Here is a 24682-nt window from a genome sequence, read left to right as displayed (position 1 = left end):
AACTAGATGATATGACATAGAGAATGTTAATAATAGAAAAAGGAGAGTGTATAAAATGGCTAAAAAAGCGAAAGTGGCTAAACAGTTAAAACGCCAAAAAATGGTTGAACAATATGCAGAATTAAGAAGAGAGCTTAAAGCAAAAGGTGACTATGAAGCACTTGCTAAGTTACCAAGAGATGCTTCTCCGACACGTTTGAATAGTCGCTGTGGAGTAACAGGTAGACCACGTGGTTATATGAGAAAATTCAATATGTCACGTATTGCTTTCAGAGAATATGCGCATAAAGGTCAAATACCGGGTGTGAAGAAAGCAAGTTGGTAAGAATAGTGTTTAAAGAACAAACATATGAAACAGGGGCATCTAAAGTAGGTTGTCCCTGTATTATTTTGCTTCTCTAAAAAATACGATCAAGCTCTTACATACAAATAGGAGGAAGATACATTGGTAGCAGGAAAAGTAATTCCGGTAACGATTTTAACAGGTTTTTTAGGTGCAGGTAAGACAACTCTACTTAACAACTTATTGAAGGACAGACTAGAAGAGAATATAGCAGTTATCATTAATGAATTTGGTGATACATCAATTGATAGTCAACTTGTTGTAACTACAAAAGAAGAAATAGTAGAAATTAATAGTGGTTGTATTTGCTGTAATGTACGAGGCGATTTAATCGATATATTAAACAATATGATAGAACAAGAAGAAAAAATCGATCGTATTGTAATTGAAACAACAGGAATGGTAAATCCAGCTCCGGTTATCCAAACATTCTTAATGGATGAGCAGATGGCAAAAGTGTTTGAAATTGATAGTGTCATTACGCTAGTAGATGGGAAGCATATTTGGCAGCATCTAAATGAGGAAGAGCCTGCCCAACAAATCGCTTTTGCAGACCTTCTATTACTAAATAAAGTAGATTTGATTACAGACGAGGAAAAACAAACATTGAAAGAACAGTTAGCTAGCATGAATCCACATGCAAAGCGAATATATACGACATATGCTAATGTAGATACAGAAGAATTGATCGGCAAGAAATCCTTTGATGTAACGAGTGTGTTGAAAGTTGCTCCTAATTTACTGACGAATACGCATCATCACCATCATAATAATGACATCGTCTCTTATGTTATCAAAGATAATCGTCCGCTTGATTTAGATAAAGTAAATAAATGGTTTGCTTATTTAGTCCGTATTAAAGGAGAACAATTATACCGCTATAAGGGTGTGCTTAATATTAAGCAGATAGAGAGACCAGTTGTTTTTCAAGGAGTGCATATGCTCTTTGCAGGCACGGAAGGACCTAAGTGGACAAATAATGAAGTGCGTGGTAGTGAGATAGTATTTATCGGGAAGAAGCTGGATTTGGAAGAATTGGAAAAAGGCTTCCGATATTGTCTTGCTTAATTTTTTCGACATAAACCGTAATTGTTTCGATTTATAAGGTGATAGTAGTGAGTAAAGTATATGATGCCATCATTGTAGGTGCAGCTGTTCTTGCTGTTTTAATATATTTTATATAAAAAATGAGGAGGAAGTTTTCATGAAGAAAATACCTGTTACTGTACTTAGTGGTTATTTAGGAGCTGGAAAAACGACGTTACTTAATCATGTATTGAACAACCGTGATGGATTAAAGGTAGCGGTAATTGTGAATGATATGAGTGAGGTTAATATTGATAGTGAACTAGTTCAAAACCAAGGTGGTTTCTCTCGTACAGAAGAAAAATTAGTAGAGATGTCTAATGGTTGTATTTGCTGTACATTACGAGAGGATTTATTAGTCGAAGTGGAGAAGCTTGTACAACAAGGTGATGTCGATTATATTTTAATTGAGTCATCAGGTATCAGTGAACCAATCCCAGTAGCACAAACTTTCTCTTATATTGATGACACTATGGGTATCGATTTAACGAAGCATTGCCGTTTGGATACGATGGTTACTGTTGTAGATGCTAACCGCTTTTGGCATGATTTTGGTTCTGGTGATAGCTTGCTTGAAAGACAACAAGCTGTTGCCGAAGAGGATGAACGAAACATTGCCGATTTATTACTTGACCAAATTGAATTTTGTAACGTACTTCTATTAAACAAAACAGATTTAGTAGAAGAAGAGGACTTGAAGAAATTAGAGCAAGTTATTCGTACATTACAGCCGGAAGCGAAAATTATTCGTACACAGCATAGTGAGACTGACACTAGTGAAATATTGAATACTGGTACATTCGACTTCGAAAAAGCCAGTGAATCGGCAGGCTGGCTGAAGGAGCTTAATGCAGGAGTTGAGAATCATACACCAGAAACAGAAGAGTATGGTATTAGTTCATTTGTTTATAAGTCAAGATTGCCTTTCCATACAGAACGATTAGTGGACTGGTACAACAATTTACCTAAAGAGATTGTAAGGTTAAAAGGTGTAATGTGGTGTGCAACACATAACGACATCGCACTATTATTATCACAAGCAGGTCCTTCCGTAGATGTTGAACCATTAGCGTATTGGGTAGCATCTTTACCAGCAGAACAACGCAAAGAACTATTGCGAAACAATAAGGAAGTACGAGATTTGTGGGATCCTGAATACGGAGATCGTCATACAAAGCTTGTGTTTATAGGAATGGACTTGGATGTTGAGGCGATTACTAGTGAGCTAGACCGTTGTCTATTAACAGAATCAGAGATGGCAGAAGACTGGTCTCAATTTAGAAATCCGTTTAATTGGAGAGTTTCATAAATAGGGGTGAAATGAAGTGATTTTATCAGGACAAACGATTAAGCAACTTATACAGGATGAGCAAATGTCCGTTACCCCCTTTAAAGAGATAAGTAGACAGCCAGCATCGATTGACCTTCGTTTAGGAAAAGATTTCTTATTAATTGATGATGAATCAACGCCTACTCTAACCGTTAATAAAGAAGCTAGCTATCATAATATCCAAGTGCCTGAGGGTGAGGTTATTACGATCCCACCTAAAACCTTTATGTTAGGAACAACTCTAGAAAATGTCCGCTTACCGAATGGTTTGACTGCTTTTGTCGAAGGGAGAAGTTCGATTGGACGTCTTGGTGTATTTATTCAAAATGCAGGTTGGATTGATCCGGGATTTGCTGGCCAGATTACGTTAGAATCATTTAATGCAAATCGAGTTCCGGTTGAATTACAGATGGGCATGCGAGTTTGTCAGTGAGTTATCGCCAAAGTCAATCAGGAAACAGAAGGATATAGCGGAAAATACCTACAACAACAAGGAGTAACAGCAAGTAGGATATACCTAGATAGAGAGGTGGAATAGAAATGAGTAAGAAAATCCCAGTTACCGTATTGAGCGGTTTTTTAGGAGCAGGTAAAACAACGTTACTCAACCATCTACTCAGTGAAGATCATGGATTGAAAATCGCGATTATTGTAAATGATATGAGTGAAGTAAATGTTGATGCCAAACTTGTCAAAGAAGGCGGGTTTGTTAGAGCTGAAGAAAATATGGTTGAGATGACAAATGGTTGTATTTGCTGTACATTACGAGAAGATTTAATGGTGGAAATGGAAAAGCTGGCAGAGCTTGATGTTAATTATGTAGTAATCGAATCAAGTGGTATATCTGAGCCGATTCCAGTAGCACAAAGTTTTATGTATCATGATGAAGAATTAGGAATTGATTTAAGTAAAATATTTGAACTTGATACAATGGTAACTCTTATAAATGGTCAGCAATTATGGGAAGATTATCAATCACAGGATTTATTAATTGATCGTCAAATGCATGTATCAGATGATGATGAACGAGGTATTGTCGACTTGTTAATTGACCAAATTGAATTTGCTAATGTGATTGTAATTAATAAAATCGATCAGTTATCAGATAAAGAAGTGGAAGAACTAACAAATCTACTTTATAAACTAAATCCAGAAACAAAAGTTATTCCAACATCATTCGGAAAGATCGATCCATTAGCAGTGTTGAACACGAAGCAATTCGACTTCGATAAAGCAAGTGAAGGTGCTGGCTGGATTAAAGAGTTAAATGAAGAGCATGTTCCGGAAACAGAAGAGTATGGCATTAATTCATTTGTTTATAGAAGTCGAAAACCTTTCCACCCAGGGCGCTTTCAAGAATGGTTAGAAAATTGGCCGAAAGAAATTATTCGGGCTAAAGGCTTCTTCTGGTTAACTACAAGAAATGATGTAGCAGGATTGTTGTCACAAGCAGGAACGATGTTAACATTAGAAGGCGCTGGAAGCTGGATTGCTAGTTACTCTCCAGAAGAGCAAGCAGAGTTGAAGGAACAAGATCCTGATTTATTTAAAAATTGGGATCCAGAAATTGGTGATCGCGTGACTGAGCTTGTCTTTATCGGAAGTGACATGGACAAACAGGGGATTATTGATTCCTTAAATAAATGTTTGTTAACAGAGGAAGAAGAGCAGATGCCAGCTGATTCATTCGAAGATACATTGCCTGAATTTATCTAATTGCTAGTTCGTATAAAGTATGCTGTAATATAGGCATAGACTAGCGAGGTGTCATAGATGAAAATATATGGATTTCCTGTCGATGAAGCAGGGAGATGTGTTCATTATCATGGTGAAACAGATATTGTTTCGATCAAGTTCAAATGCTGTAACAGGTACTATCCATGCTATAAATGTCATGATGAGAGCACGGAACATGAGCGTCAGTTGTGGCCAAGGGAAGAATTTAATGAAAAAGCAATTCTTTGTGGTGTTTGCCGCCATGAACTAACAATTAATGAATATCTACAGCACAGGAACTGTCCAAAATGTGAAGCAGCTTTTAATCCTAAGTGTGCTAATCATTACGATAGATATTTTGAAATGACGTAAAATGATGGTTGAAAAAACTCTACTGATCGTTAGTAGAGTTTTTTTTGTATGATATAATGAAAAGGAATACATTTCATTATATGAAGTAGGTGAGGAGAATGAAAGCTGATAGTCCGTTTACGAATGTAATAGAAACCGAGGAGCAACTTCGTGAGCTAATTGGTTACCCAAGTGAGCTAGTTGAAAACAAAACGATCTCGATGCTTGATCATCGTTGTAGGGAGTTTATTGAGAAATCTCCATTTTTGATGATTGCTTCCTCTGATGAAGCTGGTTTTTGTGATGTGTCGCCAAGGGGAGATAAACAAAGTTTTGTGGAAGTTATCAGTGAAAAGTATCTTATTATACCAGAACGTCCTGGTAACAAAAGAATGGATACAATGAGAAATATACTATCGAATCCGAGATTAGGCCTAATCTTTTTTATTCCAGGATTAGGTGAGACGTTAAGAGTAAACGGGAAAGCATACTTAATAACAGATCAAGAGCTGCTTAAAAACATGACGGTTAGAGGAAAAGCCCCTCTTATTGGAATTGGGGTAGAAGTAGAAGAATGCTATATTCATTGTGCTAAAGCGTTTAAACGATCTGGGTTATGGAATCCAGATACATGGTTAGATAAACATGCCTTGCCATCTGCAGCAAGGATGATCTTTGAACATGCTAATATTCCAAATACGAGTGTAGCATCTATTCAAGAAGGGTTAGAAGAAAGTTATGCGAAGAGATTGTATTAAACAATAGAGGACTCTCTATTGTGAAGAGTCCTCTATTATTTTCGCACAAACTTTCTGCAAGTATTCAGCGCTATGCGGCACGATATCTGCTAATGAAATATGCTGATCAATAATGGTTGGTTGATCAGAATGAGTATTCCCAAATCCGAGCACATGAATGGATTGTTTCTTGCTGAAGCATAAATCAACAAAATCTTCTAGTTTAACTTTAACTATACCTGCTACTTCTTCTTGTTGTAAAAGGAATTTATCTGTGTCTTTTACATTGTATACATATACGTTAGCCCATTCTTTATCTATTATGTCAGGTGTTTCGATGATATCGTTCATCACTCCTATTGAACGTAATTCATGAAACTTCACATCAATGCCTAATTCCTCTTTGATTTCTCTTATACCATCTTTTGCTGTCTCAGTAGATAATAAGTGACCAGCTGCAGTAATATCAAAAAGGTTAGGGAAATCCTTCTTGTCTTCGCACCGCTTTTGCAAATAAATATAATCCAGACCATTTTCTTTATCAATGAACCAGCATTGAAATGTTTCATGCCAATAGCCTTTAATATGTACATCTTCTCTGCTTGCAACGCCAATCTTGCATCGTTTTTCATTAAAAATGGTGAGTAACTCTTCCATTTGTCTGTTCACCTTTTCTATATATTATTTGTTCGTTAAAAAATTAGTATAACATACTATATAGAATGTTTTGTATTTAAATTCAATAATGTGTATTATTATACAAAAAGGGAGACAGATAATGAAGCTTCAATTAGAGACAAATGATATGGAGAAATATTTACAAGCAACAGAGATAATTGATTATACAAATCCTCTTATTCAAGAAACAGTCTACAAGCTCTTTGAATCAACTTTAACAGAGATAGACAAAGTAAAAAAAGCATTTGAGTTTGTTAGAGATGAAATATCTCACTCATGGGATATTCAAGGAACATTAGTAACTTGCGCGGCGTCTGAAGTTTTAACGCATAAACAAGGAATTTGTTATGCCAAATCTCATCTATTAGCGGCTATTTTAAGAGCGAGTGGTATTCCGACAGGCTTCTGCTATCAACGATTAATGTTATTTGACACACCAGAGCAAGGGTATGTGATACATGCACTGAATGCGGTTTACCTTTCATCGTTACAGAAGTGGATAAGACTTGATGCTAGAGGGAATAAACCAGGAGTTGTAGCAGAGTTTTCTGTTGAAAAAGAAAAACTAGCATTTTCCATTCAAGCAGATAAAGACGAGATAGATTACCCTATTGTTTTCGCACAACCAAATCATAACACGATTAACACATTAAAAACTAATAGAAATGCTATTGAAATGTATACTACTAAATTGCCTGAATTTTTATCACGGTGCAAACATCCGTAAAATCCCCGCCTCAAGGTTCGAGTTAAAACAAAGAGGCTAAGTGGGAGTCAAAAACTCCCACTGATTGAAGTCTCACTTTATCTTAGTGATGTCTATAGTAATGAATGAGCCCAGTGAGTAACTGGGCTTTTTCTCATGTTTTGACTTGTTGTGCTGAAACAATTACTAATATACGGCGAAATATTACAAATTTTCATAAAATCTATGAATTTTTATATCATTTTATCAGGAAAGGATATATAATAGTGTTACATATTGGTCTAAAATATAATGAGAAAAACTAGGTGTTTTTACTTAATTAAAGTTCCTTTTTGTCGATATTATAAGAGAGGGGCTGTCGAATTATATTTCAGGCTAAGGTCGAGAATATTACGGAAAATAGGAGGACATAAGAATTGGCAAATAAAAAGGTAGTTATGTCGGTTACTTTAGGTGCAGCTATTGCGGCATCTATCATTGGTGCAGATGAAGCAGAAGCGGCAACATACAAGGTGAAGAGCGGAGATTCATTATGGAAAATTGCCCGTACGCATGATACAACTGTTCAGTCATTAATCGACATCAATAAGCTTACTTCAGATGTCATTTATCCAAATCAAGTATTAAACACAACTGCTAAGTCTTCAACTAGTAAATCATCTAGTTCTAATAGTAGCAGTAACAAGAACTCTAGTTCAAAATCGAGTTCAAAGTCGAGTTCAAAGTCTAGTTCTAATTCAGGGTCAAGTGTTAGTAAGTATACAGTAAAATCGGGAGATACACTTAGTGGTATCGCATCGAAACATAATATTTCTCTTAACGATTTAATGAAATGGAATAATCTTGATACTACATTAATCTTCCCTGGAAACGTATTTGTTGTATCGAAACCAAATAGCTCAAGCAGCAGTAACTCAGGCTCAAAGTCTAATTCATCTAGTAGTTCCAGCTCGTCATCTAGTAATAAGTCAAGTAGCTCATCTTCAAGTGTATATACAGTAAAATCAGGTGATACGCTATCCCATATCGCTAAAAATAATGGTGTGACAGTAGCAAACTTGAAGAAATGGAATGGACTGAGCTCGGATTTAATCCACATTGGACAAAAGTTACAATTAGGCCAAGTAAAAGGCGTTAGTACTTCAAAAGGAAGTAATAATTCTAGCTCTAATTCTAACGCAAACTCCAGTAATTCATCTTCTGCTGATGTGGAATATGATGTGGATAAATTAATTAGTACAGCTAAAAGCTTAACTGGTATTAAATATGTATGGGGTGGCTCTACAACTAGTGGATTTGATTGTAGTGGATACATATACTATGTGTATAAACAAGCTGGTATGGATATTAAGCGTCTTTCAAGTGATGGATACTATGATCGTTCTTATTATGTAAATAATCCACAGGTAGGAGATTTAGTATTTTTTGAAGGAACATATCGCTCTGGTATTTCTCATTTAGGAATCTATATTGGGGATAATCAATTTATTCATGCAGGAACTTCCACAGGTGTTACTATTACAAGTTTAGATAACCCGTATTGGAAGAAACACTTCTCTAGCTTTAAACGATTCTATTAATCTTGTACGTAAACAAGAGGCAATCACGTGTGTGACAGCCTCTTGTTTTTTTAATAGTCAATTTTTTTAATGATTTTTGCTGGGTTACCACCGATAACGACATTATCTGGCACATCTTTTGTCACGACAGAGCCTGAACCGACGACAACGTTATGACCAATTGTTACTCCTGGATTAACGATTGCTCCTCCACCTATCCACACATTATCCCCAATAGTGATCGGCTTTCCATATTCTTGACCAGAGTTACGTTCATCTGGGAGAAGTGGATGTGTTGCGGTAAATAGTTTAACGCTAGGGCCGAACATGCAGTTATCCCCAATCCGCACTTCACAAACATCTAAAATAGTACAGTCAAAGTTAGCGAAAAAACGCTTGCCTACATGTATGTTATAACCGTAATCAAAACGAATAGTGGGCTCCATAAAAGCTGTATGGCCACCTGAACCTAGTAATTCTCCTAATATTTGTTTGCGTTCGTGGATATCTTCTTCTGTTGTAGCATTATAAGCTCTTACCAATTTTCGAGCGTGTCTTCTCTCTTTTACTAAGTCAAGATCTCCTGATAGATACATTTCCCCCGCGATCATTTTTTCTTTTTCCGTTTTCATCTGCGAATTTTCCTCTCGTTTGTATATATTGTGTTTTTTATCACGGTGCAAACGTCCGTAAAACCCCCACTTCAAGGTTCGAGTGAAAACGAGGAAGCGAAGATGGGGGATAAACGGACGTTAACTCCCACTGATTGAAGTCCCACTTTATAAGCTTTCTTTATTATACCCATTCTATAATGTACTCGTCTATTTAGTTATACAATTTTTTTCATATAATGATTAATATGGTAAGATGATAATGCGTGGAAGTAATCGTAAAAAAAGGGGTATATTTGTCAGAAAAATGAAACTTTATTTAGATATAAATCGTCTATTTTAATATAGGAACCTAACATAACGATAAGGAAAGGTAAATATATTAATTATTGGGAGGAGCATTTCGGCTTTGAGGAGAGTAGCTTTTATTCTGATTCTTGTAAGTCTATTGTGTGGTTGTGGTACGATAAAGACAAATGTGCAGATTGAAGATAAAGATTTTGCTGATTTGTTATTCGTCCAAAAGGTAGAGAATAATTTTACATCAGACAAGTTAGCGATGCCAATAAGCAATCAGACAGAGATTAGGCAAGTATTGTCAATGGTAGACGGGCTTGATGCGAAAAAAATAGATAATGATGAACTTATTAACATATTAGAAAAACAAGATAATTATTATATGTTTGCTTTTTTTGAAAGTGAAGAATCAAATCCAACAACACGAGAATATCGATTTCAAGTTTTAGAAGATGGCACTATTTTGTTTGATGTGAATAAAATTGGTACGTCTGATTTTCCGCTTGTCACAACGGATACACATAATGACTTATTAGAAGAAATGAAGGAAATGCTGGAAATTAATTTCTGAATAATTTGTTAATGGAGGGATTAATCGATATGAAAAGAATAGCTGTATACTGTGGTTCTAGTTCAGGCAGAAATCCTGTGTATATGAAGGAAGCAAGAAAGCTCGGAAAATTGTTGGCGGATAGTGGCATTTCTCTTGTGTATGGTGGATCAAAAGTTGGATGTATGGGTGCTGTTGCAGACGGTGTATTGGAGAATGGCGGAAATGTAATTGGTGTTTTACCAAAAAAACTAAGCGATGTCGAGATTGCTCATGAGAAACTTACCGAATTACATATAGTAGAGGACATGCATGAGCGGAAGGCAATGATGTCGGATTATGCAGATGGCTTTATTGCACTTCCTGGTGGTACAGGAACATTAGAGGAATGGTTTGAGGTCTTTACTTGGGCGCAAATAGGTTATCATAAGAAGCCCTGTGCACTTTTGAATATTAATCAATATTATGATCCAATCATGACGCTTTTTGATCACATGATTGAACAAGGGTTTGTGAAGGACGATTACAAGAAGTTAATCTTAATAGAAAATAACGCAGAGCAGTTAGTTGAACGGATGAAGGTATATGAAGGGGAATATATACATAAGTGGGAGAAGAAAGCAGTAGAGAAAAGGTAATGCTATTGTGATAGTGAAGGTTATCCGTTTGAAAAAAACTTGGCGATGGGGATTGTGTGTACTTTTAGTTATTTGTCTTGTGATTGGGGCTAGTGTGATTCTTGAGAGAGAAAAGCAAGTATCATTTGTTTCGTTGTTACCATCTGATAAGGTGTTAAATATTGCTCATAGGGGGGCATCTGGTCATGCTCCTGAGCATACGTTAATTGCATATGATTTGGCAGAGAAAATGAATGCAGATTACTTAGAGATTGATCTACACATGACTGCAGATCATCAATTAGTAGCCATTCATGATGAAGATGTGGGGCGGACAACGAACGGAGTAGGTTTTGTAAGCGATTTAACTTTAGCGGAATTGAAAGAATTAGATGCGGGAACTTGGTTTAATCAAGCTTATCCAGAACTAGCTAATCCCGATTTTATAGGTGTAACAATACCTACTTTAGCGGAAATATTTGAATTATTCGGTTTAGACAGTGATTATTATATTGAATTAAAAGATCCAGATGACGAAATGATAGATGCTTTTCTTACTGTTTTAAATAAATATGATTTGTTGGAAGCTGATAAGGTGATCATTCAATCCTTTAGCCAAAAAGCATTAACAAACATTCATGCTCAGTATGATGAGATACCATTAATTCAACTGTTATCAAAAAGTAAAACAAAGTCAGCAAATTATAAAAAAATCCGACAATACGCTGCAGGGGTTGGATTACCATTTCAAACATTAGATAAAGCCTTCATCGAAAAAATCCAGGGTAATGGTTTACATGTTCATGCGTTTACGGTGAATGAAACGGAAGATATGGAACGATTAATTGACTGGGGGATTGACGGAATCTTTACTAACTATCCTGATCGATTAGCGGATGTTTTGTGGTAATACACATTGATAGTCAAAAGAGGAGAATGGACATGGGATTAAAGCTAGCTGTATTGCATGCACATCATAGTAACATTGCTTACACAGAAATGGCGCTTGAGGACCGTGAGATTGAACAAATTCATCACGTTGATCCGGGATTAATCCATGCAATCAAGACTAAATCAAAGGACGAGGTGCATCAGAGAGTATTAGCACAGTTAGAATGGCTAACGAATACCAATCCAGCGTCGATTCTTATCACATGCACGAATTATAGCTTATATATCAAAGAACATGAGATAAGCGGTATTCCTATTTTAAAATTGGATGAATTATTTTTTGATACACTTCTTCCTTATTCAGAAATGACATTATATTTCACCAATTCAGAGACGGTTGAGGGAACGATGAATCGGCTGCAGGATTTTCATAGCGGGGCAAATTATCATGTAAAGCTTATAGATGATGCCTTTCATCATTTAATGAACAATAAGAAAGAACGATATACGAAAGCGATTATAGACTATATCGGATATCATCCGGCGAATGGACAGGCAGTATTTCCACAACTGTCCATGTATCAAGCTGCAACGTACTTAAATAAGGGTGGACAGAGTATTGTAACACCGGTCCATGCGCTAAAAAAATTATCATTATCACACTAAAAAGGAGAATCAAATCGATTTTATTAGCAATAGGCAAGAAGACTCCCACCTCAAGGAATGAGAAATGAGCAGGTGGAAGATGAATCGTCTTCTACGATTTTCCCAGCAAAAGAGTAGACTTAACTTTTCCACTTGCATGCAAATAAAAGAAGCGGAATAATGAATCCAACTATTATAGAAATAACAGTATAAGGACCGTTGATAAAAGGGAATGCGGCAATGGTGTTTGGTATGATCTGGATAGAAGCTAAAAACGCTAAGAAAGTGAATGGAATTGTCCATGTTTTGTAGGTTTTTAACGGGATGAGATACTGGATCCCGCTGATAAGAACATAAAAAGACACACAAAGCTTAGAAAAAATTGTAAAAAACCAAATAAAGGCGACAATGATTTCTACACGTTCAAAGAAGTTAAATATATTAATTCGTTGGCCTAAGGCATAGATTGGATATATATAATTACTAGTACCTTGCACACCGAGAACGGCAATAGAGGCAATGGTAATAATGATTAAAATAAAACCGCTAGCTATTCCACCGATCATAATCCCTTTACGTGCTCCGATGTTTTGGTTTACTGTATGTGCAATAGCGAGAAGAATCACTAATTCTAAATAGGTGATGGATATAATCGGTATAATGCCTGCAATTGTACTTGCACGGTTAAGTTGGAAGATAGGCAGAATGTTGGTTAGTTCTGCATCCTTGATTACGAGTAAAGTAAGAAGAATGGCGCAAATCATCGCAAAAGGAAAGAAAAGTTCTGATGTGCGTCCGATTACTTCAATCCCATATCTGACCGCGACTAATACCGTTAATATGATCAGAAAGGAAACTACTTCAAAAGGTGTCCCCATTAAAATCTGTATAGAAATAAAATCACTAATAGACCATAAATTAGCCGACACATTGATAAAGGTATAAAAGCAAAATAGGCTAATAACTATTTTGCCAATCCATTTACCTAATGACTTTTCGATCAGAGTGAAAAAGTTGGAGCCTTCTAGCCTTTGAATAATACGTCTATATAAACATAGAATGAGAGCTCCGATTAAGGTCGCTAGTATTAACGTAATCCAACCATTCTCTTTTCCAAAATTAGTTGCGATACTAGGGATAAAGATAATCGAAGCACCAAGTGTGTTCATCATTACTAATACAGTAAACTGCTTTGTATCTAGTTTTTCAATCAATATGCTGCCTCCCTATTCTTCTTGAAAGCCTTGTAACCATTGTTCTAAAGGGTTTGAAACTGGTTTTGTCGCTAATTCAAGCAGATCAGCAAGGTATGGAAAAGGAAAATCTAATGATTGTAATGATAGGAGTGTGACAGCGATAAGCATAAACATGGTGAAAATGAGCTTATCTTTTGTCGCTTTTGCTTTCCCAATCATTTTAAACTCAAAATAAAAGAGTAATGTGCTTATAATCAAAAAAATAAGAAGTTGTAGCATAGGTTATTCCTCTGTTTGATTTTTCTTTTTGATCGTATCGTAAATGGGTTTATTAATCATACCTGATTGCTTCATTTCTACTTTTGACTGTACATTTACCTGTAAATTAGGGAATATTGTACTCCAGTTTTCTTTTACTTTTTCCCATTCTTTTGGTTTTGCTCGTTTGATCATATTGCCAAATCCGAAAATATCACTCCCGAATTCTTGTGCTTTCATAATGCTTGCCTTAAGTATTTGATTTGTTCGCTCTTCTGCTTTTTGTTGAATGAGTTGCAATTCGTGTGGATCATTAAGGTCAATGGCACATTCTACTTCACCGATATTGGCTTGGACATCCACTTTGATATTAATAACAGGATCTCCGTTTTGATAATCGCCTTGAGCGGTTGTTTTTGAATCTGTTATTTCAAGTGATAATCTTCCCTCATCGTTACATTCTACCCAGCTTAGTGTATTTGATACATTATCTGTTATGTAATTAAATCCCTTGCTTTCTTGTTCATTCATCCATCCTTGGAGTTTATCGCCTTTAAATACACCAATGCCATCTAAATAAATTTGTGCTGTTGGTACAGTTTGTTGTGTATTAGTCTTCTTTTGTCCTGCTTCTGGATCCCCTGTAACATGAATCCCTGTTAATATAGCTTCTTTCCCTTCGGAAGTAACAGACTCGATTAACTCATCTAATTTTACTTCCTTTGTTGGAGCCCAAAAATCTTCTGATGATTCAATACTAGATGTTATTTTCGTAGCGGGTGTTTCTTCTAATGGAGTGAGTACACTGATTAACTCTCGACCAGTTATTTTTTGAGCAATGGTAATGGTAAAATCAGTCCGCAATTCATGGTCTCGAATCAAATAATCTAATGTCCTACCAATACCCTCTTTTGCTAACTCTTCACCGAAAACAATCAGTTGTAAATGACTTAAATGAACTCTTCTAGGTAAGGCTTGGGTTAATCTTCGGTTTGCCTCAAATACTGTATTGCCTGAGGCAGAGTAAGTAGAAATGGTCGATTTGTCTGATCTTTGATCACCAGCAATTTCATTTGGGTTCAATACTTGTAATGTCATCGTAAATCCATCATCTGCAGTATCGATTGCCATCGCCGTTGCAAGGGTGATATCAGATAATTCTTGTGCACTCCAGCAACCAGTTAATAGAAGCGCGATAAATAAAAACATAATTAGAAGTTTTCGCATGTCGTTCATCCTTTATTCGGTGGTTGAGGTTGTTTTGTTTTTTCCCTGATAATGTTACGTTGGTTGATAAGACGTAACCGAGTTGACTTTTTCCAAATCGGTACACGGATTACTGTATCCTGCTGATCAACGGTAATAAAAGGTGCTAATGGTGATAAATAAGGAATACCGAATGAGCGTAGACTTGTTAAATGTAAACCTAATAATAATAAACCTAGAAATATACCGAACAATCCGAGTGTTGCGGCTAATAACATAAAGCCAAATCGTAGAATTCGTACACTAATCGCTAAATTATAATTGGGAATAATAAAGCTTGATATAGCTGTAAGTGAAACGACAATAACCATCGTGGCTGATACAATCCCCGCATCTACTGCTGCTTGCCCTAAGACAAGTGCTCCAACAATCGAGATGGCAGAACCAATCGGATTAGGTAATCGTATTCCGGCCTCTCGTAACAATTCAAAGGTAATTTCCATAATTAATGCTTCGACAATAGCTGGAAAAGGAATCCCCTCTCTTTGTGCTGCCAAGCTGACTAATAAAGTAGTAGGAATCATTTCTTGATGAAAAGTGGTTAAGGCGATATAAGTAGAAGGTGTTAACAATGCTAGAAAAAAAGCAATAAACCGCAATAGTCTAATTAAGCTTGATATATCACTTCGTTGATAATAATCTTCTGTTGATTTAAAGAAATCAGTAAACAACGCAGGCACAAGTAAAACAAAAGGAGTGCCATCAACAATAATAGCGACTCTACCTTCCAATAGACCAACACTGATTGCATCAGGTCTTTCACTGTTTAGCATAGTTGGGAAAGGTGTATAGGTTTCATCTTGAATTAATTCCTCAATATAACCACTTTCTAAAATGGCATCAATATCAATTTGTGCCAATCTTGCTTTTACTTCCTCGACAATATCTGGATTGACGATGCCTTGTACATAGGCGATGATCACTTCTGTATTTGTTTTTGTACCATATGTAAAAGACTCAAACCAAAGATTTGGATCTTTTATTCTTTTGCGGATGAGTGCAGTGTTAGCGTGGATTGATTCTGTAAAAGAGTCTTTAGGCCCCCGGACGACTTGTTGAGTTGTTGGAGCTTCTACATTTCGTTCCTTCGCACCTTTAGAACCAACTGCGAGAGCCTTTGTCGCTCCATCGATAAACAAGATAGCATCCCCTGTTAACAAATGATCCAGTAACAATTTAAAATCAGGAATTTCTGTCAACTCGGCCGTAGTAATTGTTTGTTCGACAAAGTCATATAAGGAAGAATTATTGGGAACTTGCTGCTTTTTCGTTATTTCCATCAAGGGGTTTAATAAGTAATGCTGGATTGTTTCTTTGTCAGTTAATCCATCTATAAAAATAATCATTGCATTCGTAAGTTCTTTGCCAAGCTGAAGATTACGAAAAATAATATCTGAACTATTCCCTAAAATATTTAATAGATGCTCCTTATTTGTTTTAAGATCGGCAAATATTGATTGTTGATAAGTAATGGATATATTTTCAGTAAATACTTGTTTATTCGTCTTTTTCATTCGGCGATTCTTCATAACTAGTTAACCCCTATTTTCTCCGTCTTATTTGTGAGGTTAGTATGAGCAAAAAAAGAATATTTATACGAAATGAACGGTTATATAGGGAATAATTTGTGGATAGCTGAATGTTGTAAAGTTATCCACACAACAGAGGTTGTGGATATGTTAATAACAAATGATGTTGTTTAGATAAAAGGAAAATAATGTGGATAAATGTGTGTATAAGTTAGTCTTATTGTGCGTAAATATAATAGCTGTTATTTTTCATCACGATTGTTGTAGTTATCTGTTGGCTTTCATGATCTAAGCAAAGAGAAAAACAAGAATATGTATGTAAATAAATGATGACAATCTTCCTTTACATCTATATTTTACGGTGGTTCTATTGCTATACTAAATCTATGAAAAAACGAAAGTATCTGCTGAAGGAAGGTGCGAAATGAATTATTTTAAACAGCTATTAGAGATTTTTCTTGTATCAACGAGACTAGGTTTTACGTCATTTGGCGGGCCTATTGCTCACTTAGGTTATTTTCATGAAGAATACGTTCAGAGGCGCAAATGGATAGAGGAGAAGAGTTATGCAGAACTTGTAGCTTTATGTCAGTTTTTGCCGGGGCCTGCTAGTAGTCAGGTGGGCATAGGGATTGGTGTAATGAGAGGAGGAGTGGTAGGTGGAATTGTATCCTTTCTAGGTTTTACGCTACCATCTGTTATTGCGCTGATCATTTTTGCTTTATTACTTAATAATTTTGGTTTTGAGGAAGCAGGTTGGATTAGTGGACTGAAGATTGTAGCGGTAGTTGTTGTCGCTCATGCTGTGATGGGAATGGCGAAAAAATTAACGCCAGACTTGCAGCGAAAAATGATTGCATTATTCGCCTTAATCGTCACATTACTATGGCAGACTGCGTATACCCAAATTGGTGTTATTATTGTAGCTGGAGTAGTAGGATATGTGTTATATCGAAATCAAACGAGTGATGAACGCGCTTCTGGTGGACCGTTTCCTATTTCTAAACGATTAGGTTCTATTTGTTTGACGTTATTTTTGGGACTTTTAATTATTTTTCCGATTTTACGTCAAGTCACATCAATAGAATGGATAGCTTTATTTGATAGTTTTTATCGATCAGGTTCGTTAGTATTTGGTGGAGGACATGTCGTTTTACCTTTATTAGAACAGGAATTTGTTCCGAGTGGCTGGTTGAATGAACAAGACTTTTTAGCGGGGTATGGTGCAGCGCAAGCAGTACCGGGACCATTGTTCACCTTCGCGGCATATATTGGTACCGTTATTAATGGTTGGCAAGGTGGTCTATTTGCGACCTTCGCTATCTTCTTACCAGCATTTTTATTGATTTTAGGTACGCTGCCTTTTTGGAATGCTTTGAGAAGTAACCAAAAAATCAAAGGTGCGTTAATTGGAGTGAATGCTTCTGTTGTAGGTATTTTGTTATCAGCGCTATATCATCCAATTTGGACAAGTTCAATCCTTGCTCCAATTGATTTTGCCTTAGCTGCGATTTTATTTAGTATGCTTGTTTTTTGGAAGTTACCATCTTGGGTTATTGTGGTAGCTGGAGCAGTTGGTGGATTTATCATTTTGTAAACGGACGTTAAATTCTTAGTAAGTATCATTTTGTCATAATTAAATCAATTGTACTAATGCGATAGAATTATCTTTTTGGGACCTTCTATCATATGCAAAAAAACTTGCTTATAATTGCATGAATAATAGAGCCAGGACAAGGGTACATAGTGTATAATAGTAGGTGTAAGCACGTCAGAATAAAAGCTTAATAGATGAAGGGAAAAGCGATAACGGTGCTATGTAATACTTTAGTGGACAGTTAGATTGGGGACTACCAGAATGGACAACTAAAGAAGCGTGTTAATAGGAGGTTCCAATGAAAAAGCTATCAAAGAGTATCAGAATTTCGTCATTAGTACTGAATAAATTGGTGATTATGTTCTGTGTGATTCTCATCATATCAATGCTATTTGCAGGAGGTACTGCAGCAGGTTATTTTGCTGCGTTGGTAAAAGATGAGCCATTAACAACAGAAAAAGAATTACGTGATGCGATATATAATTATGAAGAAACAAGTTCGATCTATTTTAACGATAACGTATATTTAGGTACAGTTCCGACAGAGTTAGAGAGACATGAAGTTTCCTTGGACGATGTATCGGAATATGTAACACAAGCACTTATTTCTACAGAAGATGAGTATTTTTATGAGCATGATGGTGTCGTTCCCAAAGCTATTCTACGAGCGGGAGTACAGGAAGTAGCTAATACTAGTATACAGACAGGTGGTAGTACATTAACGCAACAATTGATCAAACAACAAATCTTAACAAATGAAGTATCGTTTGATCGAAAAGCGACAGAGATTATGCTAGCGCTACGTTTAGAGCACTTTATGAGTAAAGAAGAAATATTAGAAGCCTATTTAAATGTGACGCCTTTTGGTCGAAATGCAAATGGACGTCAAATTAGTGGAGTGCAGGCTGCAGCTCAAGGTATTTTCGGTGTGGATGCAAGTGATTTAAACATTCCTCAAGCAGCATTTATTGCAGGATTAGCTCAAAGTCCGTTCGGTTACACCCCTTTTACAAGCGAAGGAAATGTAAAAAAGAATTTGGACGCAGGTATCAACAGAATGAAAACAGTTATTACGAATATGCGTGATGAAGAATATATTACAGAAGAAGAATATGAAGATGCGATGGATTATGATATACGAGAACATTTAACCTCGTCTTCTCCATCATCATTGCAGGAATATCAATATTTAACGACCGATATTTTAAGGCGAGCACAGGATATTATAACCGATCAATTGCTTGAAGAGGATGGTATTGTATTAAGTGATATAGAAGATAAAGAAGAACGATCCGAAGTGAAAGATTCGTATAGGGAAAAAGCAAGGCTAGAAATAAGGAAGAATGGCTATAAAATTCATACGACGATTGATAAAAAATTGTATGATGCAATGCAAGAAGCTGTAAACGATCCTTCTTTGTTTGGTAGTAACCGAACCATTACTAAAAAAGGCGAGACCATTACTTTACAGGAAGAGACTGCGGCGGTATTACTGGATAATGCTTCAGGAGCAATTCTAGCTTATATTCCTGGTCGTGATGAAGGGAAATCGGCGAACCAATTTAATTTAGCTACTGTTGGGGATCGTCCTAACGGTTCGACAATGAAGCCATTACTTGCTTATGCACCAGCAATGGAATTAGGTATTATTCAACCTTCGACAATTATGCCGGACACGGAAGAATATTATCGAGTAAACAATCAAAAAATATCCAATTTTGACAATGGTTACAAAGGAAGAATGACTGTTCGTCAAGCATTAGCACAGTCAAGGAACGTGCCGGCTGTTCGTGCATTTAAAGAGGTGCCAGCAGATACTGCACGGGAAGTGTTTAATAAATATGGTTTCAGTTACCATGAACCTGGTTTACCGGAATCAACACCACTAGGGCAAATTGATGTAACGGTGGAACAAAATGTCAATGCATATGCGACATTTGCTAATGGTGGAGATCATGTAGAGTCTTATTTAATTGAGAGTATTGAAGCAAAGGACGGGGAAGAGATCTATAAACACGAGAAAAAATCAGTAAATATATTCTCCCCTCAAACAGCCTATTTAACGATTGATATGATGCGTGACGTATTACGTTCAGGTGGAACAGCATCATCAATCCCAGGACAATTGAAGTTTCAAGCAGATTGGGCTGGTAAAACTGGTACATCACAAGAAGCGAAAGATTATTGGTTTGTTGCAACTAATCCTAATGTGACGCTAGGTGCTTGGTTAGGATATACGGAACCTTCAGTATTAGATTCAGGTTATAGTCCACGTTTACAACGGTTGTGGGCGCGGATTGCTAACACTGCTTATGACATTAATCCTGAATTGATGAGTCCATCGAATAGTTTTCAAGAACCAGATGGCATTTCGCATATTGATTCAGAAATCTATAATTCTAAGTTTACTGGTTTAAGAGGAACAGATAAATTTGAAAAGATGTATCCGACGAAAGAATATGTAGAAAAGAAAAAAGAAGAAGAGAAGAAAAAAGAAGAAGAGAAGAAGCAAAAAGAAGAGAAGAAGAAAGAAGAGAAGGAAAAGAAAGAGGAAGAGAAGAGGAAAAAAGAAAAGGAAGCTAAGAAAAAGGAAGAAGAGCAGAAGAAGAAAGAGGAACAGAAACAAAAAGAGGAAGAGGAAGCACGTAAGAAGGAAGAAGAGAAAAAGAAAAAAGAAGAGGCTAAAAAGAAAGAGGAAGAAGCCAAAAAAGAAGAAGAGCGTAAAAAGCAAGAGGAAGCCAAGAAAAAAGAGGCAGAACAAAAAGAAAAACAAGAGAAGAATGAAGACTAACGGTTAGATGAGTGTACTATTAATTAGCAGGCTATTTCGCACATAAGCGATTTAGTCTGCTTTTTCTTATAATAAAAGCCATCATGATGCGAGAGCTCGTAATAACCCAATGATTAAAGTCTCTCTTTATCCGTTCTATGTGTTACTGTTTCATTTCGTCAGAATGACAGTCATGGAGGAAGCAACTTACTACTGCTTAAAAGGGGGGAATAAAAAGAGAATAAATGTACGATAGCGACAACAAGTTATATATGGTAAAATAAGCAAGATAAATACATAAATGAAAATTGTTCAAATTAGAAACCTTTTCGTTTGTTGGTTCGTATATATTAATAAGCGAAGGCAACAGGGGGTGTACATATTGGAGTAGTAGATATTTATTGGTGGTTATTATGGGGCAGTTTGGCAATTGCTATCATTTCCTTATTGCTAGGCAATGTGTTGGATGGAATTTTTGATACGTTATTTGATAGTTTAGGAGATTTTTTAAATCCATTACTCGTATTTGGAACATTGTCTGTTATTGGAGGAGCAGGTGTATTAATCACTAAGTATTCTTCTTTAAACGAATGGTATGTGCTACTGATTAGTGTGTTAATTGGTATTGGCGCATATGTACTTATTTATTATTTTCTTGTTATTCCTATGTCTAATGCTGAATCTTCTACCTCTATTTCTATGCATGATTTGGAAGGTAAGGTCGGTGAAGTTATTACCACTATTCCTGCTAATGGGATGGGAGAGGTATATATCCCTATATCTAGTGGCAGTCGCAACGAAACCGCGGTAAGTTTTGATGAAAAAGAAATAAAGCAAGGAGAGCGAATTGTCGTTGTGAAGGTAGATAACCAAGCTGTATATGTTTCAGAATTAGAAGATTTATAATGTTTGGGGATAACAAATGACTATAATCACTTTACTAGTGCTTATTTTAGCAACGGTTATGTTGTTAATAGGCGTATGGAAAAAGAATTCATGAGTATTATCTGTCGCTTTAGGTAAAGTGAAAATATTGCTTATTTGGAGGTTAACATCACAATGGATATGGATATTTTAGTTGTAATTGGTGTAATAGTTGCGGTCATTTTAGCGTTTGCTATCTTGTTTGCTGCACGTTATAAAACAGTCGGCGCAGATGATGCAATGATCGTAACAGGTAGTTTTTTAGGAAATAAAAATGTGCATAGAACAGACGATGGCGGAGGCATTAAGATTGTTCGTGGTGGCGGTGCTTTCATCATTCCAGTTTTTCAACAATATGAAAACATCAGCCTACGTTCTCACAGTCTAGACATTTCAACGCCAAATGTCTACACAGAGAATGGTGTACCGGTTATGGCAGACGGTACAGCAATTATTAAAGTACAAAGTACAACAGAAGGAATCGCGACAGCTGGGGAGCAATTCTTAGGTAAAGATGATTCAGAATTGCGTAAAGAAGCACAAGAAGTATTAGAAGGTCATTTAAGGGCTATTTTAGGTACAATGACTGTTGAAGAGATTTATAGAAATCGTGAACGTTTCGCACAAGAAGTACAAACACAGGCAGCGGTTGATTTAAAGAAAATGGGTCTGCAAATTGTCTCATTTACGATTAAAGATGTACAAGACGAGAATGGTTATTTAGCAGCATTAGGTAAGCCGCGTATTGCAGAGGTTAAGCGAGATGCTCAAATTGCAGAGGCAAATGCGATGAGAGATGCTCGTATTCAAAAAGCACAAGCAGAGCGTGAAAGTCAAAGCGCTGAATTATTAAGTGAAACACAAATTGCGGAAGCAGAGAAAGAGAAAGAATTGAAAGTAGCATCTTATAAACGTGACCAAGATACGGCGAAGGCCGAAGCGGATATGGCTTATAAGTTACAAGGTGCCAAATCAGAACAACAAGTTAAGCAGGAAGAAATGCAAGTTCAGCTTGTTGAGAAGAACAAGCAAATTGAAATTGATGAAAAAGAAGTACTACGTAAACAACGTCAATATGAAGCGGAAATTTCCAAAAAAGCGGAAGCAGAGCGTTATGCGGCTGAGCAAAAAGCAGAAGCTGATAAAGTTACGCGTGTGAAGCAAGCAGAGGCAGAAGCGTCTCAAATTCGTTTAGATGGTGAAGCAGAAGCAGATGCAATCCGTCAGAAAGGTCTTGCAGAGGCAGAAGCGAAAGAAAAACTAGCAGAAGCAATGGAGAAATATGGAGAAGCAGCTATCCTTGAAATGATTATCAAAATGCTTCCTGATTTCGCTGGTAAAATTGCTGAACCAGTTCGTTCTATTGATAAAGTTACAGTGGTCGACAATGGTAACGGTGAAGGTGATGGCGCAACTCGAATGAGCGGTTATGTGACGAAGTTAATGAGCCAGTTACCAGAAACATTAAAAGATGTATCAGGTGTGGATTTAAAAGGAATGCTTGATAAAGTAGCATCTAAAAATGAATCGAAAATTAATGAAAGTCTAGCAGCTCTTAAGACAGACGATACGGATAAAGAGTAATAGAAAGTGAGGCTTCAATCGATGGGAGTGCTAGATTCCCATCGATTGTTAGCGTCCGTAATACCTTGTGATAAATATTTTTATAAGATCCTGTTAGTTATAAAGATTTTGTATAGCTATAATGAATATAGTTAGTCATATTCGAACACAAACTTGAAAGATATTTCAGCGTAGTTTTTTTATATGAAGCATTAGAATGTTGATTCTAATGCTTTTTTTGTCTGAAATAGGGAAGTGTATATATAAGATGTTTGTCGAATAAACAAGAAAGTTAGTTTTTTGATGTTGGTGAGAATGGGAGTGGAAAAGAATGAAAAAGATAATGGTTGTATTTGGTACAAGGCCTGAAGCGATAAAGATGTGTCCGTTAATAAAAGAATTACAGACACGTTCGTCATTAGAAACAATTGTATGTGTGACTGGTCAGCATAAGGAAATGTTACAACAAGTGTTGGATATATTTGAAGTCGAACCTGATTATAATTTATCCATTATGCAGAAAAAGCAAAGCTTGTTTGATGTGACAATGAATATACTGGATAAGATGAAGTCTGTGTTAAAAGAAGTGCAACCCGATGTTGTTTTAGTTCATGGTGATACCTCGACGACATTTGTCACTTCATTAGCTTGTTTTTATCTACAGATTCCTGTAGGACATATAGAAGCGGGTCTTAGAACAAATAATATTTATGCTCCTTTTCCAGAGGAGTTTAATCGCCAAGCAGTAGGTATTGTTGCTACATATCACTTCGCTCCTACAGAGATAGCAAAACAAAATTTGATGAGAGAAGGTAAAAAAGACCATTCTATATATGTAACGGGTAATACAGCAATAGATGCATTAAAAACAACTGTTCAGCCGAATTATCAGCATGCAGATCTTGAATGGGCGGAGGGAAGTCGACTTATTTTGCTAACAGCTCATCGCCGTGAGAATTTAGGTGAACCGATGTATCACATGTTTAAAGCTATTAAACGCATTGTTGATGAATATCCAGATTTAAAAGTAATCTACCCCATTCATTTAAACCCGATAGTACGAGAGACAGCTAATGAGATTTTTGGGGATAGTGGACGAATAAGGCTTGTGGACCCATTAGAGGTAGTTGATTTTCATAATTTCCTATCCAGATCATACCTCATACTTACTGATAGTGGTGGTATTCAAGAGGAAGCACCTAGTTTAGGAAAGCCAGTGTTGGTAATGCGTGATACAACGGAGCGACCTGAAGGAGTAGAAGCAGGTACATTAAAATTGGTTGGAACAGATGAAGAAGTTATTTATCATCATTTTAAACAATTACTAGATAGCAAAGAAGCTTATGAAAAGATGAGTCAGGCAAGTAATCCTTATGGAGATGGTAATGCCAGTAAGCGAATTGTTGATGTATTAGAAGTAATGTAATACTAATTAATAAGTGATTTGGTACAAGTATAATAA

Annotated in this window: 24 protein-coding genes; 18 read left to right on the top strand and 6 right to left on the bottom strand. The window is 36.3% G+C overall.

The genetic code is table 11. From position 1 onward, the window contains the following. Positions 1-55: 55 nt before the first annotated feature. The 7 genes from rpsN to SH601_RS10745 all read left to right on the top strand — a co-directional run bounded on the left by rpsN (position 56) and on the right by SH601_RS10745 (position 5584). Entirely contained in the window at positions 56-325 is a 270-nt protein-coding gene (gene rpsN / locus SH601_RS10775; protein WP_319958309.1) for a 30S ribosomal protein S14, read from the top strand. A 120-nt stretch (positions 326-445) separates the two neighbouring features. Beyond that, complete coding sequence (locus SH601_RS10770; RefSeq protein WP_319958308.1) at positions 446-1411, top strand: CobW family GTP-binding protein; 966 nt, start codon at positions 446-448, stop codon at positions 1409-1411. A 136-nt stretch (positions 1412-1547) separates the two neighbouring features. After that, entirely contained in the window at positions 1548-2738 is a 1191-nt protein-coding gene (locus SH601_RS10765) for a GTP-binding protein (protein ID WP_319958307.1), read from the top strand. Between the two features lie 16 nt (positions 2739-2754). Next, positions 2755-3192, top strand: coding sequence for a dCTP deaminase (gene dcd / locus SH601_RS10760; protein WP_319958306.1), 438 nt, complete (start codon positions 2755-2757; stop codon positions 3190-3192). Positions 3193-3299: 107 nt separating this feature from the next. Continuing rightward, positions 3300-4475, top strand: a complete 1176-nt coding sequence (locus SH601_RS10755; RefSeq protein WP_319958305.1) for a GTP-binding protein — start codon at positions 3300-3302, stop codon at positions 4473-4475. Between the two features lie 57 nt (positions 4476-4532). Then, entirely contained in the window at positions 4533-4847 is a 315-nt protein-coding gene (locus SH601_RS10750) for a CHY zinc finger protein (RefSeq protein WP_319958304.1), read from the top strand. A gap of 98 nt (positions 4848-4945) precedes the next feature. Then, positions 4946-5584 (top strand): pyridoxamine 5'-phosphate oxidase family protein, encoded by a 639-nt coding sequence (locus tag SH601_RS10745; RefSeq protein ID WP_319958303.1) that lies wholly within the window; start codon positions 4946-4948, stop codon positions 5582-5584. Between the two features lie 15 nt (positions 5585-5599). Here the strand turns inward: SH601_RS10745 and SH601_RS10740 are convergent, their stop codons facing one another. Beyond that, positions 5600-6220, bottom strand: a complete 621-nt coding sequence (locus tag SH601_RS10740; protein WP_319958302.1) for an NUDIX hydrolase — start codon at positions 6218-6220, stop codon at positions 5600-5602. 121 nt (positions 6221-6341) lie between these two features. On the opposite strand from SH601_RS10740, the gene SH601_RS10735 reads away from it, so the two are divergent. Further along, complete coding sequence (locus SH601_RS10735; RefSeq protein WP_319958301.1) at positions 6342-6968, top strand: transglutaminase-like domain-containing protein; 627 nt, start codon at positions 6342-6344, stop codon at positions 6966-6968. 395 nt (positions 6969-7363) lie between these two features. Next, positions 7364-8527: a C40 family peptidase gene (locus SH601_RS10730; protein WP_319958300.1), complete on the top strand. Its 1164-nt coding sequence runs from the start codon at positions 7364-7366 to the stop codon at positions 8525-8527. 50 nt (positions 8528-8577) lie between these two features. On the opposite strand, the gene SH601_RS10725 is transcribed toward SH601_RS10730, so the two are convergent. Continuing rightward, positions 8578-9138, bottom strand: a complete 561-nt coding sequence (locus SH601_RS10725; RefSeq protein ID WP_319958299.1) for a maltose acetyltransferase domain-containing protein — start codon at positions 9136-9138, stop codon at positions 8578-8580. Positions 9139-9526: 388 nt separating this feature from the next. Here SH601_RS10725 and SH601_RS10720 point away from each other — a divergent pair, with 388 nt between their 5' ends. Genes SH601_RS10720 through SH601_RS10705 form a run of 4 tightly spaced genes read left to right on the top strand, consistent with a single transcriptional unit; the run spans position 9527 to position 12138 of the window. After that, entirely contained in the window at positions 9527-9985 is a 459-nt protein-coding gene (locus SH601_RS10720; protein WP_319958298.1) for a hypothetical protein, read from the top strand. A gap of 29 nt (positions 9986-10014) precedes the next feature. Next, positions 10015-10602, top strand: a complete 588-nt coding sequence (locus SH601_RS10715; RefSeq protein ID WP_319958297.1) for an LOG family protein — start codon at positions 10015-10017, stop codon at positions 10600-10602. A gap of 28 nt (positions 10603-10630) precedes the next feature. Continuing rightward, on the top strand, positions 10631-11491 hold the full coding sequence (locus SH601_RS10710; RefSeq protein ID WP_319958296.1) for a glycerophosphodiester phosphodiesterase family protein: 861 nt from the start codon (positions 10631-10633) through the stop codon (positions 11489-11491). A gap of 32 nt (positions 11492-11523) precedes the next feature. Next, complete coding sequence (locus SH601_RS10705; protein WP_319958295.1) at positions 11524-12138, top strand: hypothetical protein; 615 nt, start codon at positions 11524-11526, stop codon at positions 12136-12138. Between the two features lie 119 nt (positions 12139-12257). On the opposite strand, the gene SH601_RS10700 is transcribed toward SH601_RS10705, so the two are convergent. The 4 genes from SH601_RS10700 to SH601_RS10685 all read right to left on the bottom strand — a co-directional run bounded on the left by SH601_RS10700 (position 12258) and on the right by SH601_RS10685 (position 16366). Next, on the bottom strand, positions 12258-13331 hold the full coding sequence (locus SH601_RS10700; protein WP_319958294.1) for a GerAB/ArcD/ProY family transporter: 1074 nt from the start codon (positions 13329-13331) through the stop codon (positions 12258-12260). A 12-nt stretch (positions 13332-13343) separates the two neighbouring features. Next, on the bottom strand, positions 13344-13532 hold the full coding sequence (locus SH601_RS10695) for a hypothetical protein (protein WP_319958293.1): 189 nt from the start codon (positions 13530-13532) through the stop codon (positions 13344-13346). Between the two features lie 63 nt (positions 13533-13595). Further along, on the bottom strand, positions 13596-14798 hold the full coding sequence (locus tag SH601_RS10690) for a Ger(x)C family spore germination protein (RefSeq protein ID WP_319958292.1): 1203 nt from the start codon (positions 14796-14798) through the stop codon (positions 13596-13598). Between the two features lie 5 nt (positions 14799-14803). Then, complete coding sequence (locus tag SH601_RS10685) at positions 14804-16366, bottom strand: spore germination protein (RefSeq protein WP_319958291.1); 1563 nt, start codon at positions 16364-16366, stop codon at positions 14804-14806. Positions 16367-16790: 424 nt separating this feature from the next. On the opposite strand from SH601_RS10685, the gene chrA reads away from it, so the two are divergent. The 5 genes from chrA (at position 16791) to wecB (ending at position 24646) form a co-directional block, all read left to right on the top strand. Then, entirely contained in the window at positions 16791-17963 is a 1173-nt protein-coding gene (gene chrA, locus SH601_RS10680) for a chromate efflux transporter (protein WP_319958290.1), read from the top strand. A 298-nt stretch (positions 17964-18261) separates the two neighbouring features. Beyond that, positions 18262-20754 carry a transglycosylase domain-containing protein gene (locus tag SH601_RS10675; protein WP_319958289.1) on the top strand — a complete coding sequence of 831 codons (2493 nt, stop codon included), beginning with the start codon at positions 18262-18264 and terminating at the stop codon, positions 20752-20754. Between the two features lie 360 nt (positions 20755-21114). Continuing rightward, entirely contained in the window at positions 21115-21639 is a 525-nt protein-coding gene (locus SH601_RS10670) for an NfeD family protein (RefSeq protein WP_483401981.1), read from the top strand. 159 nt (positions 21640-21798) lie between these two features. Beyond that, positions 21799-23241: a flotillin lipid rafts scaffold protein FloT gene (locus tag SH601_RS10665; RefSeq protein WP_319958374.1), complete on the top strand. Its 1443-nt coding sequence runs from the start codon at positions 21799-21801 to the stop codon at positions 23239-23241. 310 nt (positions 23242-23551) lie between these two features. Continuing rightward, complete coding sequence (gene wecB / locus SH601_RS10660; RefSeq protein WP_319958287.1) at positions 23552-24646, top strand: non-hydrolyzing UDP-N-acetylglucosamine 2-epimerase; 1095 nt, start codon at positions 23552-23554, stop codon at positions 24644-24646. Positions 24647-24682: the final 36 nt, after the last annotated feature.

This window comes from Gracilibacillus pellucidus, from assembly GCF_033949965.1.
Taxonomy (GTDB): domain Bacteria; phylum Bacillota; class Bacilli; order Bacillales; family Amphibacillaceae; genus Gracilibacillus; species Gracilibacillus pellucidus.
This window is presented reverse-complemented; position numbering and strand designations above follow the sequence as displayed.

What these genes read in the sequence shown, in the direction of transcription:
- rpsN (WP_319958309.1), top strand. Translation starts at nt 56, where the DNA reads ATGGCTAAAAAAGCGAAAGTGGCTAAACAGTTAAAACGCCAAAAAATG.
- SH601_RS10765 (WP_319958307.1), top strand. Translation starts at nt 1,548, where the DNA reads ATGAAGAAAATACCTGTTACTGTACTTAGTGGTTATTTAGGAGCTGGA.
- SH601_RS10755 (WP_319958305.1), top strand. Translation starts at nt 3,300, where the DNA reads ATGAGTAAGAAAATCCCAGTTACCGTATTGAGCGGTTTTTTAGGAGCA.
- SH601_RS10750 (WP_319958304.1), top strand. Translation starts at nt 4,533, where the DNA reads ATGAAAATATATGGATTTCCTGTCGATGAAGCAGGGAGATGTGTTCAT.
- SH601_RS10745 (WP_319958303.1), top strand. Translation starts at nt 4,946, where the DNA reads ATGAAAGCTGATAGTCCGTTTACGAATGTAATAGAAACCGAGGAGCAA.
- SH601_RS10740 (WP_319958302.1), bottom strand. Translation starts at nt 6,220, where the DNA reads ATGGAAGAGTTACTCACCATTTTTAATGAAAAACGATGCAAGATTGGC.
- SH601_RS10735 (WP_319958301.1), top strand. Translation starts at nt 6,342, where the DNA reads ATGAAGCTTCAATTAGAGACAAATGATATGGAGAAATATTTACAAGCA.
- SH601_RS10725 (WP_319958299.1), bottom strand. Translation starts at nt 9,138, where the DNA reads ATGAAAACGGAAAAAGAAAAAATGATCGCGGGGGAAATGTATCTATCA.
- SH601_RS10715 (WP_319958297.1), top strand. Translation starts at nt 10,015, where the DNA reads ATGAAAAGAATAGCTGTATACTGTGGTTCTAGTTCAGGCAGAAATCCT.
- SH601_RS10705 (WP_319958295.1), top strand. Translation starts at nt 11,524, where the DNA reads ATGGGATTAAAGCTAGCTGTATTGCATGCACATCATAGTAACATTGCT.
- SH601_RS10695 (WP_319958293.1), bottom strand. Translation starts at nt 13,532, where the DNA reads ATGATTGGGAAAGCAAAAGCGACAAAAGATAAGCTCATTTTCACCATG.
- SH601_RS10690 (WP_319958292.1), bottom strand. Translation starts at nt 14,798, where the DNA reads ATGCGAAAACTTCTAATTATGTTTTTATTTATCGCGCTTCTATTAACT.
- SH601_RS10685 (WP_319958291.1), bottom strand. Translation starts at nt 16,366, where the DNA reads ATGAAGAATCGCCGAATGAAAAAGACGAATAAACAAGTATTTACTGAA.
- chrA (WP_319958290.1), top strand. Translation starts at nt 16,791, where the DNA reads ATGAATTATTTTAAACAGCTATTAGAGATTTTTCTTGTATCAACGAGA.
- SH601_RS10675 (WP_319958289.1), top strand. Translation starts at nt 18,262, where the DNA reads ATGAAAAAGCTATCAAAGAGTATCAGAATTTCGTCATTAGTACTGAAT.
- SH601_RS10665 (WP_319958374.1), top strand. Translation starts at nt 21,799, where the DNA reads ATGGATATTTTAGTTGTAATTGGTGTAATAGTTGCGGTCATTTTAGCG.
- wecB (WP_319958287.1), top strand. Translation starts at nt 23,552, where the DNA reads ATGAAAAAGATAATGGTTGTATTTGGTACAAGGCCTGAAGCGATAAAG.